Below are 13,059 nucleotides of genomic sequence, written 5' to 3'. Positions count from 1 at the left end.
ACCGGAGGATTGTGTCGTGACCGTCCCGTTCTGGGCCTGGGCCGCCGTGCTCGGCGTCATCCTGGCCATGCTCGCGATCGACCTGGCCGCCCACCGCAAATCCCCCGTCGTCGGCGTCCGGTCGGCGCTGGCGTGGTCCGGCGCGTGGGTGGTGCTCGGGCTCGCCTTCGGCGGCGTGGTCTGGTGGGCCTGGGGCGGGGAGTTCGCGGGCCAGTACTTCGCCGGCTACGTCATCGAGAAGTCCCTCGCGGTCGACAACGTCTTCGTGTTCGCGATCATCTTCAGCTACTTCGCCGTCCCCCGCGAGTACCAGCACCGCATCCTGTTCTACGGCGTAGTCGGTGCCCTGGTGTTCCGGGCGGTGTTCATCGCGGCGGGCTCGGTGCTGATCGCGAGCTTCGCCTGGATCCTCTACGTGTTCGGCGCGTTCCTCGTCCTCACCGGCGTGCGGATGGCGTTCCACAAGGACGAGGCGGTCGACTACGAGCGGAACCCGGTGCTGCGGCTGTTCCGCCGGATCGTGCCGTCCACCGACGGCGACCACGGCGGCAAGTTCGTGGTCCGGCAGGCCGGCCGCTGGGTGGCCACGCCGCTGCTCGCCGTCCTGGTCCTGATCGAAGTCACCGACGTCGTCTTCGCGGTCGACTCGATCCCGGCGATCTTCGCGGTCACCCAGGAACCGTTCCTGGTGTTCACCTCGAACGCCTTCGCCGTCCTCGGCCTGCGGGCGATGTACTTCCTGCTCGCCGACGTGATGCACCGGTTCGTGTACCTGAAGCTCGGCTTGGCCCTGGTGCTGGTCTGGGTCGGCGTGAAGATGCTGCTGCTGGACGTCTGGAAGATCCCGACGGCCCTTTCGCTGGGCGTGGTCGGCGCGATCCTCGCGACGGCGGTCACGGCCAGCCTGCTCAAAACCTCGGCTGTCTCCCGGAAGGAATGACGATGCGCCTGACCACCACAGTCCTCGCCGGAGGCCTCCTGCTGACCTTGACGGGCTGCGGCGTGGCAGCGGAAACGGCGGGCCAGGTGAGCAACGCGGCCTCGACGGCGGCGGTCTGCGCGGACGCCGTCCGCATCGCCACGGCGAACCCGGACCCGACGAACCCCCAGGCGGCGGCCGACCGCGCCCACGCGGCCGCCGACGAGCTGACCGGGTTGGCCGCGAAGGCGGCGAACACCACCGCGGCGGAGGCCATCAACAGCCTGGCGGCAACGCTGCGCGAGACGACCGTGGACGACCTGGTGAAGACCCCGGCGGACTGGGCCCGGAAGAAGGCGGACCAGGTGACGGCCCTGACCCGGGCCTGCGCCGGCTGAAGCCACGCACCGCACGTGACACCCACCCCAGGAGCCCTCATGACCGCACCCACCACCGCCGGGGAGATGACCGGGGTGGCCGGATGGGCCGTCGGGCTCATGGAGTCGCTCGGAGGTCCCGGGGCCGCCCTCGTCGTCGGGCTCGACAACCTCTTCCCGCCCCTTCCCAGCGAGCTCGTCCTGCCGCTCGCCGGCTTCGCCGCCGGGCGGGGCTCCTTCAGCCTCGGTGGTGCCCTCTTCTGGACCACCCTCGGGTCGGTGGCCGGGGCCGTCGTCGTCTACCTGCTCGGGCAGCGGCTCGGGCACGACCGCACGCGCCGGCTCGTCGGCCGGATCCCGCTCGTCAAGACCGCCGATTTCGACCGGACCGCCACGTGGTTCGCCCGGCACGGCGGCAAAGCCGTCTTCTTCGGGCGGATGATCCCCGTCTTCCGCAGCCTCGTCTCGCTGCCCGCCGGGGTCGAACGCATGCCGTTCGGGCGGTTCCTGCTCTACACCACCGCCGGCAGCCTCCTCTGGAACACCGGGTTCGTGGTCGCCGGCTACCTGCTCGGCGAACACTGGCAGCTCGTCGAGCGGTACGCGGCGATCTTCCAGTACGTCGTGTTCGCCGCGATCGCCGTCGCCATCGGGGTGTTCGTGGTCCGCCGCGTCCGGGGACGCAAGCCCGTTTGAAGTTACGCCGTCGTGGGCGTGAAACCGCTCGCCCACTAGAGCCTGTTTCAATGGCCAGTACCGCCTCGAACTGCGGTGAATCATCCCCAGCGCGTGATCGGCTGGCTCGGGCTCCCCGACACCACCGGGCGGTTCCTTCTGCCGGGCACTGTCGGTGCGGGCAGCCCGGCCGCGTCCGCCCGAGTGTGCAACGCCGCCAGGAGCATCGCCCACTGCGCGTCGGTCGGATCGGCTCGCCCCGCTGCCGTCAGGCCGGCCACGAGGTCGCCGGTGTTCTCGTCTTCTTGGTCGTTGATCGATCTATCGGGCACTACCTGGCTGGTCAGCACCTCGAAACAGGCCTAGAGCCGGTCCGGCAGGCCCGCCGCCGCGACGAGGGCCGGGCCGTGGAACTTGACCGCCCTCGCGAACCGGCCGCCGGCGATCGTGAACACCCACAGCCCCTCGGCGCGGCGGACTCCGGCGGCGTCCAGGCGGTAGCTGCCCGCCGCGGGCTGGCCGTTGGCTCGGGTCGGCAGCAGCCGTGCCGCACCACCCGGGGCCGCGAACGCGCGCTCCAGGAACGGCAAGCACCGGTCGACGCCCTTGAACCACACCGGGTGCGGCACGGCTTCGAGGCTGAAGTCGTCCTGGATGACCGCGCGCAGCGCCGCGGTGTCCTCGGCCTCGAACGCGGCGATGTAGCGGTCGAGCAGCGCACGCTCGTCCGGCTCCGGCACCCGGGTGTCCAAGTCCAGCTCGTCGAGCGCCGCACGCGCCCGCTGCAGGAGGCTCTTCACCGCCGGCACGCTGATCGCGAGCGTGTCCGCGATCTCCGCGGCCGACCACGAAAGCACTTCACGCAGCAGGAAAGCCGCGCGCTGGCGGGGTGGGAGGTGCTGCAGCGCGGCGACCAGCGCGAGCCGGACCGACTCGCGCCGCACCACCACCTCCCCGGGGTCGCCGAGCACGGCGTCGGGCAGTGGCCCGAGCCACGCGACGGAGTCGTCGGCGAACACGCGCGTCCCCGGATCGTCCGACGGCGGCCCGAGCCCGGCGGGCAGCACGCGCCGGCTGCGGTGATTGAGCTCGGTGAGGCAGGTGTTGGTGGCGATCCGGTAGAGCCACGTCTTGAGCGACGACCGCCCCTCGAAGGCGGCCACCCCGCGGGCGGCCTTGAGGTAGGTCTCCTGGACGGCGTCTTCGGCGTCCTGGTGGGACCCGGTCATCCGGTAGCAGTGCGCCACCAGCGCCGGGCGCAGCGAGCCGAACTCGTCCCGCAGCCGCTCCTCGGAAGACACCACGCGCTCCTCGTTCGTCATGGACATCGTCGATCATCCCTCCCGAGGGCGGCCAGCAGCCGGGCACCGGGTCCGCACCCCGGCGGCCGGGCGACGGGCTCGGCGAACAGGCCCGGGCGGGTGCCGCGGTCGAGCACCGACGGCAGTTCGGCGAGCAGCCGGGTGGCGAGGTCGTCGGGGATCGGCCGGGCGGGCCGTACGTCCCAGCCGTGGACGGTGGCTTCGATGGCGCCCACGACGATCAGCCGGTGACACGGCAGCGGCAGCCCGTCGACGGCGACCGAACGACGGCCGCGGAGATCCCCTGCCGCGGCCGTGAGCGCGGCCGCGGCGCCGGCGAGGTCGCGCCGGAGGGAGCGGGCGGTGTTCGGCCCGGTTCGCGGCGGTGTCACCGGTGGGACTTCGCCGGAGGCGAGTGAAGCCGCCACGCAGCGGAGGGAGCGCACGAGGTGAGCGAGGGTCTCGGCGACGGTCCAGGCGTCGCAGGCCGAGGGCCGGCCGAGATCGGCGAGCCCGACCTCCGCCGCCGAGATGACGGCGTACTCGAGCGCGGCGGCGAGCGTCGCCGCCGTTCCCGCCGCGGGGCGGGAATCGGCGGGCGACCGGCCGTCACGCATCCGCCAACCTCGCCGCACGGCGCAGCTCCTCCAGCGAGCCACGCATCGCCGCCAGGCCGGCGCGGTAGAACCGCGGCCCGAACGACACTCTGGCGACCCCCAATGACGCCAGAGTGCCGAGGTCGAGTTCCGGGCCGGTGTTCCCGTTGACCGGCCCGGGCACGCCCGCCACCAGGCGACGGAGGTCGTCCGCGCTCGAAATCCCGATCGGGTACACGCAATCCGCTCCAGCCTCGCGGTAGAGCCGCCCGCGCCGGATCGCCTCCGCCGTCCGCTCCGGTCCGGAAAACCCGCTCGGCGGCAGGAAAGTGTCGATCCGCGCGTTGATCACCAGCGCGGCACCGGCCGCCGCGCGGATCGCGGCCAGCCGGTCCGCCTGGGCCGTCGCCGCCACCAGTCCCCCGGCCCGGTGGTCGGTGTCCTCCAGGTTGCAGCCCACCACGCCGGCGGCCAGCAGTTCCGCCACGAGCTGATCCGGCGCCAGGCCGTAGCCCGCCTCGGCGTCCATCGTCACCGGGACCGGCACCGCGCGGGCGATCCGCGCGACGGCGGCGAACATCTCCCGCCACGGCGCCCGCTCGCCGTCCTCGTGCCCCAGCGCGCCGGCCACCGCCGCACTGGACGTCGCCACCACCGGGAACCCGGCCGCCACCACGAGCGAGGCGCTCTCCTCGTCCCACGCGTTCGGCAGCACCAGCGGCTTCCCGTGGTGCAGCTCGCGCAGCACACCGGCTTTCAGGTCAGACATCGCTCGGCTCCTCGGCGGAACGTGGGGGGATGACGGAACCGGCCACCGCGCCCGCCGCGGCGAGGACGGCGCCGGCCACCGCGGCGGCGGTGAACCCGGCGGAGAACGCCGCACCGGACGCGTAGCTGCCGGCCAGCGAGAACCCGGCGACCAGGACCGCGACGCCGAACGCCCCGCCCAGCTGCCGCATCGCGCTGAAGGCGCCGGAGGCCTTGCCGAGGTACCGCGGCGCGACCGACGTCAGCACCGCGCTCTGCGCCGCCGGCAGGCACATCGCGATCCCCGTGCCCGACAGCACGAGCGGCACCCCGATCACCCAGTAGCCGATCTCAGGCCCGGCGACCAGGGCGAGCCACACCATGGCGAGAGCGTGCAACCCCAGCCCGGCCACGATGAAGGGCCGTTCGCCGAACCGGCCGACCAGCCGGCCCGCCAGCTGCGGGACGACCGTCGTCGTCAGCCCCCACGGCGCGAGCCCGAGCCCGGCCGCCAGTGGCCCGTAACCGAGTCCGTCCTGCAGGAACTGAGCCATGAAGAAGACCGCGCCCAGCGCGGACGCCCAGTGGAAGAAGATCACCGCGTTGCCGGCGGCGAACCGGCGTGAGCGGAACAGGTGCAGCGGCAGCATCGGATGGGCGGCTCGCCGTTGCCACGCCACGAACGCGCCGAGCGCCACCAGGCCCGCCACCAGCGGCCCCAGCACGCTCACGCTGGTCCAGCCGGCCGTATTGCCCTGGACCAGGCCCCACACCACCCCGAACGAGCCGGCGCCGGCCAGCACCAGGCCCGGGACGTCGAGGGCCGGGTCCGGGCCGTGGCTCTCCGGCATCCGGGTCAGCGCGAAGTACGCCAGCGCCAGCCCGATCGGGACGTTGATCCAGAAGATCCACGGCCACGAGATGCCTTCCACGACCGCGCCGCCGAGCAGCGGCCCGAGCGGGACCGCGACCCCGCTGACGCTCGCGAACACCCCCAGTGCCTTGGCCCGCAGCTGCGCCGGGAAGGCGGCCCCGAGCAGGGCGAGCGCAAGCGGCATGACGAATGCGGCCCCGGCGCCCTGCAGCACCCGCCCGGCGATCAGGACCTCGGCACCGGGCGCGACCGCGCAGATCAGCGACGCCGCCGAGAACAGCGTCACCCCCGCCGCGAAGACCCGCCGCCGTCCCCAGCGGTCACCGGCCGCCGCCGACGTCATGAGCAGGACGGCGAAGCTCAGCCCGTAGGCGTTGACCGTCCATTCGAGCTCGGTGACCGACGCTCCGAGGTCGGTCCGGATCGCCGTCAGCGCGGTCGCCACGACCAGCGCGTCGAGGACGACCATGAACGACGCCACCGCGGTGATGACCAGCACCCATCTTCGCTGGGCGGCCCCCGCGGCCACGGGGGTGGGTGAAGTCGTGGTGCGCACTCGTGTCTCCTTGCTCCGGTCACCGGCGTCTCGCCGCTTCCGAAGACTTGGACACCGCGAAGTCCCCGAAGGAATCGGTGCTACCGCGGAACCGGCTCCTGCGCCGAGGCCGCCGGTTCCGCGAAGGTCCGGGCCAGGTGGTCCTGCAGGAGGCCGAACACGAGCCCGCTGACGAGGGTGTTGACCGCCGCCGTTTCCACCAGGTCGCCGAACTCCGGCGGGAACCCGTTCGCGACGGCCCGTCACCGGGCCGTGGCCCAGCCCGACGACGAAGCCGCCCAGCGGTGCTCTTCCTGGTGCTGCTGGCTTCCACGTGCCGCCAGGAGGCCCGCAGCGCCCCGGGACGACGTCGGTTCAGCCGACCGCCCGGCCGAACCTCGCTGCCAGCGCCCGGACGTGGTCGACGAGCTCCGGTGGCTCGTGCACCTGGAAGTCGAACCCCTTGCCGGCGACGTAGATCGCCAGCTCGTCGAGCGAGTCCGAGCCGGCGCGCAGGGTGCAGCTGTGCTCGTCGATCGGCTCCAGCGCCGCGGTGGTGGGGCTGATCCGCTCGGCCGCGGTCTCGGCGCTGACGTGCAGGGTGAACCGGCCCTGGTAGCGGTAGGCCGAGGTCGAGATCGCCCGGGAGGTGTACCCGCCGAGATCGGGGTCGGGCGGGGTGCGCGGGGTGAACCGGGGCCCGGTGGGCGTGCGGGGTTCGAGGCGGTCGACGCGGTAGGTGCGCCAGTCTTCGCGGTCGACGTCCCAGCCGATGAGGTACCAGCGCCGCCCGGTGTGCACCAGCCGGTGCGGCTCGGTGGTGCGGACGCTTTCGGTGCCGTCGTGGGCGCGGTAGCCGAAGCGCAGCCGCACCGAGTCGCGGACGGCGGCGGCGATGGCGGTGAGGGTGTCCGGGTCGGCGGTGGGGCCGGTGTTGGCGAGCGGCACCGTCGCCGACCGCAGGGCGTTGATCCGGTGCCGCAACCGCGACGGCAGCACCTGCTCGAGCTTGGCCAGCGCGCGCACCGACGTCTCCTCGATGCCGGTGATCGAGCCGCCCGCCGCCGTGCGCAGGCCCATCGCGACGGCGACGGCCTCGTCGTCGTCGAGCAGCAGCGGCGGCAGGTCCGCGCCGGCGCCCAGCCGGTAGCCGGCGGTGCCCGCGGTGGCCAGCACCGGGTAGCCGAGCGCGCGCAGCCGTTCGACGTCGCGGCGCACGGTCCGCGGGGTGATCTCCAGGCGTTCGGCCAGTTCCGCTCCGGACCAGTCGCGCCGGGTCTGCAGGAGCGAGAGCAGCCGCAGGAGCCGTGCCGAGGTTTCCCACATGAACTGCATTCTGCCCCGAAGCTAGGACCGAACCTGACCTAACCGGCTCCTAGGGTTGGAGACATGCAGAACAACGAAGAGATCCGGCCCTTCACCATCGACGTCCCCCAGGCCGAACTGGACGACCTGCGCGACCGGCTCGCCCGCACCCGCTGGGGCGCGGACCTGCCCGGGGTGGGCTGGAGCCGCGGGGTGCCGGTCAGCTACCTCAAGGAGCTGGCCGGGTACTGGCGCGACGGTTACGACTGGCGCGCCCACGAGCGGAAGCTGAACGCCTTCCCGCAGTTCGTCACCGAGATCGACGGGCAGGACATCCACTTCCTGCACGTCCGCTCGGCCGCGCCGGACGCCCTGCCCCTGCTGCTGATCCACGGCTGGCCCGGGTCGGTCGTGGAGTTCCTGAACGTGATCGGCCCGCTGAGCGAGACGTTCCACCTCGTGATCCCGTCGATCCCCGGCACGGCCTTCTCCGGGCCGACTCGCGAGGCGGGCTGGGACACCGGCCGGATCACCCGCGCCTTCGCCGAGCTGATGGACCGGCTCGGCTACGACCGCTACGGCGTCCAGGGCGGCGACACCGGCGCGGTCGTCGGCCCGGGACTCGGCCGGCTCAACCCGGACAAGGTCGTCGGCGTGCACGCGAACGGGCTCTACGCGTTCGGTGCGCCGGACGACGACGTCGAGCTCACGGACGCCGAAAAGGCGCGGCTGCAGCAGTTCGAGTACATGCGGACCGAGCAGGGCGGGTATGTGGCGGTGCAGACGACCCGGCCGCAGACGCTGGCGCACGGGCTGCACGACTCGCCGGTGGCGCAGCTGGCCTGGATCGTCGAGAAGTTCAAGGAGTGGACCGACCCGGCGGCCGAGCTGCCCGAGGACGCGGTGGACCGGGACCTGTTGCTCACCAACGTGATGCTCTACTGGCTGACCGGCACCGGCGGTTCGTCGGCCAACTGCTACTACGAGACGGCCCACGCCGGCGCGTGGGGCGCGAGCGAGCGGTCCCCGGTGCCGACCGGTGTCGCGGTGTTCCCCCTGGACCTGTCGATCCGCGGCGCGCTCGACCGCGAGCACACGATCGTGCACTGGTCGGAGTTCCCCCGCGGCGGCCACTTCGCGGCACTGGAGGCGCCCGATCTGCTGGTCGGCGACGTCCGGCAATTCTTCGCCGAACTGGCGGTGAGCAGCGGGTTCGCCCGCACCAGGTGAGGCCGGAACACCCGGGCCGGGCCACCGTGGGATGGCCGCCGCCCGTCTCCGGAGGTTCGCATGGTGCGTGCCACGCTCACCGATGTCCCGGCCCACCGGTTCCGCAAGCCCCGGCGGCGCCGGGGCCGGGACCGGCGCGCACCTGGCCCGTTCCGGGGACTCGCCGACCGGTTCGGCCGCGGCGCGCAACCGCCGCCGGTTCCGTGGCCGCCCGAGACCGGGCCCGGGACCGGCGGTGTCCCGCTCCCCCGCGCGCTCGTCGTGCTGCTCGGCGCCGCCGCCGCGGTGGTCGTGCTCGCCGGCGTCCAGGCCGTCGCCTGGTTCGCGGGGCCGGTCTTCCTCGCCCTCGTCGTCGTCATCACCCTCGACCCGGTGCGCACCTGGTTGCGGCGCAAGGGATGGCCTCGGTGGCTCACCGTCGGGGTTCTGGTCGTCACCGTCTACGCGATCCTGGTCGGCTTCTTCCTCGTGTTCGTGGTCTCGGTCGCGCAGCTGTCGGCCCTGCTCCCCCGCTACACCGGCCGCGTCGACGAACTGCTCCACGACGGCCTGACCGTCCTCGGCCGGTTCGGGGTCGGCGAAGCCGAACTGCGGGCCGTGCTGTCGTCCCTCGACACCGGGAAACTCGTCGGCCTGGCCGGTTCGCTGCTCGCCGGCGTCGGCGGCCTGGTCACCAACCTGGCCTTCCTGTTCGCCCTCCTGTTGTTCCTCGGCGCCGAAACCGCCTGGGCCGGGCAACGCCTGGGGCGGATCGCCCGCGACCGGCCGTGGATTTCCGCGGCCCTGCGCGGCTTCGCGGCCGGCACCCGCCGGTACCTGGTCGTGACGACCGTCTTCGGCGGGCTCGTGGCCGCCCTCGACACCACCGCGCTCGCTCTGCTCGGCGTCCCGGGGGCACTCCTGTGGGGTCTGCTCGCCTTCGTCACCAACTACATCCCGAACGTCGGCTTCGTGATCGGTGTCGCGCCGCCCGCGGTCATCGCGCTCCTGGACGGCGGCTGGCGCAGCCTGCTCGTGGTGCTCGTCGTCTACGCCGCGCTGAACTTCGTGGTGCAATCGCTCATCCAGCCCCGGTTCGTGGCCGGCTCGGTCGGTCTGTCCACTTTGGTCACCGTGCTGGCCCTGGTGTTCTGGACCTGGCTGCTGGGCCCGCTCGGCGCGGTCCTCGCCGTTCCGGCGACGCTGCTGGCCAAGGCGCTGCTGGTGGACGTCGACCCGCGAGCCCGCTGGGCCGAGGCGCTCCTGGCCGCCCCGCGCCGGGAATGACGGCTCAGGTCAAGCCGTGCTGGCGCGCCACCACGACCGCCGACCGCCGGTTGTTCACCCCGAGCTTGCCGTAGATCGCCCGCACGTGCGTCTTCACCGTGTTGACCGAAACCGTCAGGTCCGACGCGATCTCGTCCAGCGACCGCTGGGAGGGCAGCCGTTGCAGCACCACCTGTTCGCGGTCGGTCAGGCGGTTGGTCGGGGCGTGCGGGACGAGCCGGCCGCGGACCGCCTGAGCGAAGCGGTCCAGGGAGCCGAAGCCGCCGGAGTGGTCGATCAGCAGGTGGCCGACCTGCGGCTCGGCGAGGGCGAACGGCCGCACCAGCCCGTTCGGCCGGGCCAGGGCGAGCGCGCGGTCCAAAGCGTTGAGTGCTTTGGTCCGCCGGTGGGACCGCAGCGCCAGCGCGGTTTCCGCCAGGCACCGGTCGACGGGCGTGGCCGGCAGCAACGGCGTCGCCCCGGCGGTGTCGCGCAGGACCGCTTCCGCCGCCGCCGGTTCGTCCGCGGCCAGGTGGGCGCGCACCCGCAGGAGGGCCAGCTCGGCGCTGCGGGGCAGCCGCTCGTGCATCCACGCGAGCACCTCCGCCGCGTGCACGCCTTCGGCGAGGGCGAGGGCCGCGTGGTACTCGGCGACACCGCACACCCCGACGAGTTCGGGCGGCAGCTCCGCCAGACCGGCGAGCCGGTGCCGCGCCACGCGCATCACCTCCGAGCCCGCCGTCCGGTCGCCGTCGTCGAAGCGCACCATGCCTTCGAAGAACTCGCGCAGCGGGGCCGGCAGCGGGGCGCCGCCCGCCACTTCCGCCGCGGCCGCCTGGGCCAGCTCGCGGGCGGCGGCGACCGGCTCGGCGCGCATCAGGTCGTCGTAGGCCAGCATCAGGTGGCACTCGGCCACGCCCGGGGACCGGCGCCAGCCGTGCCGCCGCGCGACGGCGAGCGCCCCCGTGCAGGCCCGCCGCATCGCCGGGTGGTCCCCGCCGATCGCGGTCGCGACGGCCAGCGCCAGCCTGCTGTGGAGCACGAGGTGGTCCAGCCGGTCCCCCTGGGCCAGGCGCAAGGCTTCCTGCCCTTGGACAGCGGCGTGCCGCCGGGCCCCGCGACGCAGCGAGCGCCACGCGCGATCGAGGGCGACCCAGGCGTCGAACTCGGGCCGGGCCACCGGAGAACCGTGCTCCGGTGGGCGTTTCCCGGTGACCAGAGCGAGGTGGCGGACGGCGAGGGGCCACCGATCGTGGTCCCCCTCGCCGAGATCGGCCGCGGCTTCGGCGGGCAGCCCGCGCTGGATGTTCTCGAGCGCCGAGGCCAGCCGGAGCGAGGGGTGCGCGGCGACCGTCGTGGTACCCAGGTAGGTGAGCGCGATCCGCACCGGTTCGCCGTCACCGGCCAGCACCTGGCGGACGGCGTGCTCCCGCGCCAGGTCGAGGACGCGCTGCCGGTCGCGGCCCGCGACGGCGTGGCGGAGCGCCTCCCCGAACCGGCCTTCGCCGGCGTACCAGCGGGCGGCGATCCCGTGCAGCCGCGGCACCCGCCCCGGATCCCGCCGGGCCAGCTCGGCGCGCAGGAACCCGCGCAGCAGCGGCGGCAGCCGGTAGGTGTCGGCGGGGGTGCGCGTGACGAGCCCCATCGCGCGCTCGAGCTCGTCCAGCCGCGCCCCGGCGTCCGCGCGTCCGGAAAGACGGACGGCGAGCGTCGCACCGACGGCGTCACAGACACTGAGGCACAGCAGGAGTTCCGAAGTCGGCCCGGGCAGCCGCGCCAGGACTTCGTCGGCGAAGAACTTCGCCACGGCCCGTTCGTCGCCGGTCACCGAGGCGACGAGCCCGTCGGCGTCCTCGGCGTCGCGCATCGAAACCGCGGCCCAGCCCAGTGCCGCGGCCCAGCCCCCGGTGCGTTCGGTGAGCTCCCGGACGCGCTCGTCGCCCACCACGCTTCCGGTGGCCCGCACCAGGTTCGCCGTTTCCCGGGCGGTGAACCGGAGTTCGGCCGCCTCCACCCGGGACAGCGACCCTTCGACGTGCAGGCGGGCCAGCCGCAGCCGCGGCTCGACCTGGGTGACGAGGACCAGCCGCAGGGCGGCGGGCAGGTGGCGGGCCAGGGCCGCGAGGGCGTCCAATGGCTCCGCGCGGGAAATCTCCTGCAGGTCGTCGAGGACCAGCCGCACGGTGCCGGTGAGCGCGTCGTCCAGATCGGCCAGGAAGGCCCGCCGCCGCCCGGGTGACGGCGGGCCGAGCCGGTCCAGACCACGATCACCGGGCACCGCGGGACAGCGGCTCAGCGCACCGAGGATCGCCGTCCACAGCCGGGACTCGTCGTTGTCGTCTTCGTCCAGGGACACCCAGGCGACGTCGTGGCCGTCGCCGGCCCAGCCGGCGAGCGCGGTCGTCTTGCCGGCCCCGGCCGGGGCCCGGACCACCGTGACGGGCCGGGTGGTGGCGCGGTCCAGCACCGCCGCCAGCCGGGGCCGGGGGACGAAGCTGCCCGGCAGCCGCGGCACCGCGACCTTCACCCCGGGGACCGGCCGGAACTCCAGCGTCGTTCGATCGGGCACGTGAACCTCTCGGCTGTCGGGAGAATGCGCCCCGGATCCGCGGTCGACGCCGGGCGGAGGCCACGACTGTACTGATCACCGGCGTGCGACCCGGACGGGAGGGGTCACCAGATCTCGTAGGTGGCTTCGTCGCCGTGCACGATCACGGCCCAGATCACCAGGACGTCGAGGGCGATCACGATGACGCCCCAGAACGGGTACGCGGACAGGAAAGCCAGTTGCGCCAGCGCGTTGAACCCGGCGAGCGCGACCGTGACGACCCGCGCCCACTGCGCCCCGGTGAAGAGCGCGATGCCGGTCAGCACGACGAGGACGCCGACGATCAGGTGGAGCCAGCCCCAGCCGGCCAGGGAGAAGACGAGCAGGCCGGACGGGCCGATCACGTAGTAGTCGCGATCGAACAGCGCGACCGCGCCTTCGACCACGTTGAACAGTCCGGCCAGGACGGTGATCGCCCCGGCGAACCAGATCCAGCCGACCCGCCGGGACCGCGCGACGGCCCGGTCCGGCGGGAGCGGGGCCCGGGCGCCGGTCGTGCCGGCCCGGGGCTGCATGGGTTCGGTCATGATCCTCTTCCTCGTTCCTCGGGTGGGCTGCGGACCCGGGCGATCATGGTCGGTGGCCGGTCCGCCGGTCCTCGCCCGCCTCAGGTGAGATCGGCCGGTTCGGCGGCGGGCTCACACGGC

Annotated in this window: 12 protein-coding genes; 5 read left to right on the top strand and 7 right to left on the bottom strand. The window is 73.6% G+C overall.

Translation table 11 applies throughout. From position 1 onward, the window contains the following. Window positions 1–16: 16 nt before the first annotated feature. Genes H5965_RS44070 through H5965_RS44060 form a run of 3 tightly spaced genes read left to right on the top strand, consistent with a single transcriptional unit; the run spans window position 17 to window position 1,992 of the window. A complete protein-coding gene (locus tag H5965_RS44070; protein ID WP_310977264.1) occupies window positions 17–940 on the top strand; it encodes a TerC family protein in 924 nt (307 codons plus the stop codon). A gap of 2 nt (window positions 941–942) precedes the next feature. After that, window positions 943–1,317: a bacteriophage spanin2 family protein gene (locus H5965_RS44065; RefSeq protein WP_310977263.1), complete on the top strand. Its 375-nt coding sequence runs from the start codon at window positions 943–945 to the stop codon at window positions 1,315–1,317. Window positions 1,318–1,356: 39 nt separating this feature from the next. Then, window positions 1,357–1,992 carry a DedA family protein gene (locus H5965_RS44060; protein WP_310977262.1) on the top strand — a complete coding sequence of 212 codons (636 nt, stop codon included), beginning with the start codon at window positions 1,357–1,359 and terminating at the stop codon, window positions 1,990–1,992. A 341-nt stretch (window positions 1,993–2,333) separates the two neighbouring features. Here H5965_RS44060 and H5965_RS44055 read toward each other — a convergent pair whose 3' ends face one another. The 5 genes from H5965_RS44055 to H5965_RS44035 all read right to left on the bottom strand — a co-directional run bounded on the left by H5965_RS44055 (window position 2,334) and on the right by H5965_RS44035 (window position 7,350). Beyond that, window positions 2,334–3,293 (bottom strand): RNA polymerase subunit sigma-70, encoded by a 960-nt coding sequence (locus H5965_RS44055; RefSeq protein WP_396137005.1) that lies wholly within the window; start codon window positions 3,291–3,293, stop codon window positions 2,334–2,336. Then, a complete protein-coding gene (locus H5965_RS44050; RefSeq protein ID WP_310977260.1) occupies window positions 3,290–3,889 on the bottom strand; it encodes a maleylpyruvate isomerase N-terminal domain-containing protein in 600 nt (199 codons plus the stop codon). Before H5965_RS44050 ends, H5965_RS44055 begins: the two co-directional genes overlap by 4 nt. Continuing rightward, complete coding sequence (locus H5965_RS44045; RefSeq protein WP_310977259.1) at window positions 3,882–4,637, bottom strand: isocitrate lyase/phosphoenolpyruvate mutase family protein; 756 nt, start codon at window positions 4,635–4,637, stop codon at window positions 3,882–3,884. Before H5965_RS44045 ends, H5965_RS44050 begins: the two co-directional genes overlap by 8 nt. Then, on the bottom strand, window positions 4,630–6,045 hold the full coding sequence (locus H5965_RS44040; protein WP_310977258.1) for a DHA2 family efflux MFS transporter permease subunit: 1,416 nt from the start codon (window positions 6,043–6,045) through the stop codon (window positions 4,630–4,632). The genes H5965_RS44045 and H5965_RS44040 overlap by 8 nt, the downstream gene beginning before the upstream one ends. Before the next feature lie 354 nt (window positions 6,046–6,399). Next, on the bottom strand, window positions 6,400–7,350 hold the full coding sequence (locus H5965_RS44035) for a WYL domain-containing protein (protein WP_310977257.1): 951 nt from the start codon (window positions 7,348–7,350) through the stop codon (window positions 6,400–6,402). 63 nt (window positions 7,351–7,413) lie between these two features. On the opposite strand from H5965_RS44035, the gene H5965_RS44030 reads away from it, so the two are divergent. Together H5965_RS44030 and H5965_RS44025 are read left to right on the top strand one after the other, a co-directional pair. Continuing rightward, entirely contained in the window at window positions 7,414–8,559 is a 1,146-nt protein-coding gene (locus H5965_RS44030; RefSeq protein ID WP_310977256.1) for an epoxide hydrolase, read from the top strand. A 60-nt stretch (window positions 8,560–8,619) separates the two neighbouring features. Continuing rightward, entirely contained in the window at window positions 8,620–9,825 is a 1,206-nt protein-coding gene (locus H5965_RS44025; protein ID WP_310977255.1) for an AI-2E family transporter, read from the top strand. A 4-nt stretch (window positions 9,826–9,829) separates the two neighbouring features. On the opposite strand, the gene H5965_RS44020 is transcribed toward H5965_RS44025, so the two are convergent. Both H5965_RS44020 and H5965_RS44015 read right to left on the bottom strand, forming a co-directional pair. After that, a complete protein-coding gene (locus H5965_RS44020; protein WP_310977254.1) occupies window positions 9,830–12,373 on the bottom strand; it encodes a LuxR C-terminal-related transcriptional regulator in 2,544 nt (847 codons plus the stop codon). Window positions 12,374–12,477: 104 nt separating this feature from the next. Further along, window positions 12,478–12,939, bottom strand: a complete 462-nt coding sequence (locus H5965_RS44015; RefSeq protein ID WP_310977253.1) for a hypothetical protein — start codon at window positions 12,937–12,939, stop codon at window positions 12,478–12,480. Window positions 12,940–13,059 lie beyond the last annotated feature (120 nt).

Origin of the sequence: Amycolatopsis sp. 505, assembly GCF_031625235.1 — a bacterium.
Taxonomy (GTDB): Bacteria; Actinomycetota; Actinomycetes; order Mycobacteriales; family Pseudonocardiaceae; genus Amycolatopsis.
Note: the sequence above shows the minus strand (reverse complement) of the source record. Positions and strands in the feature narration are given on the sequence as shown.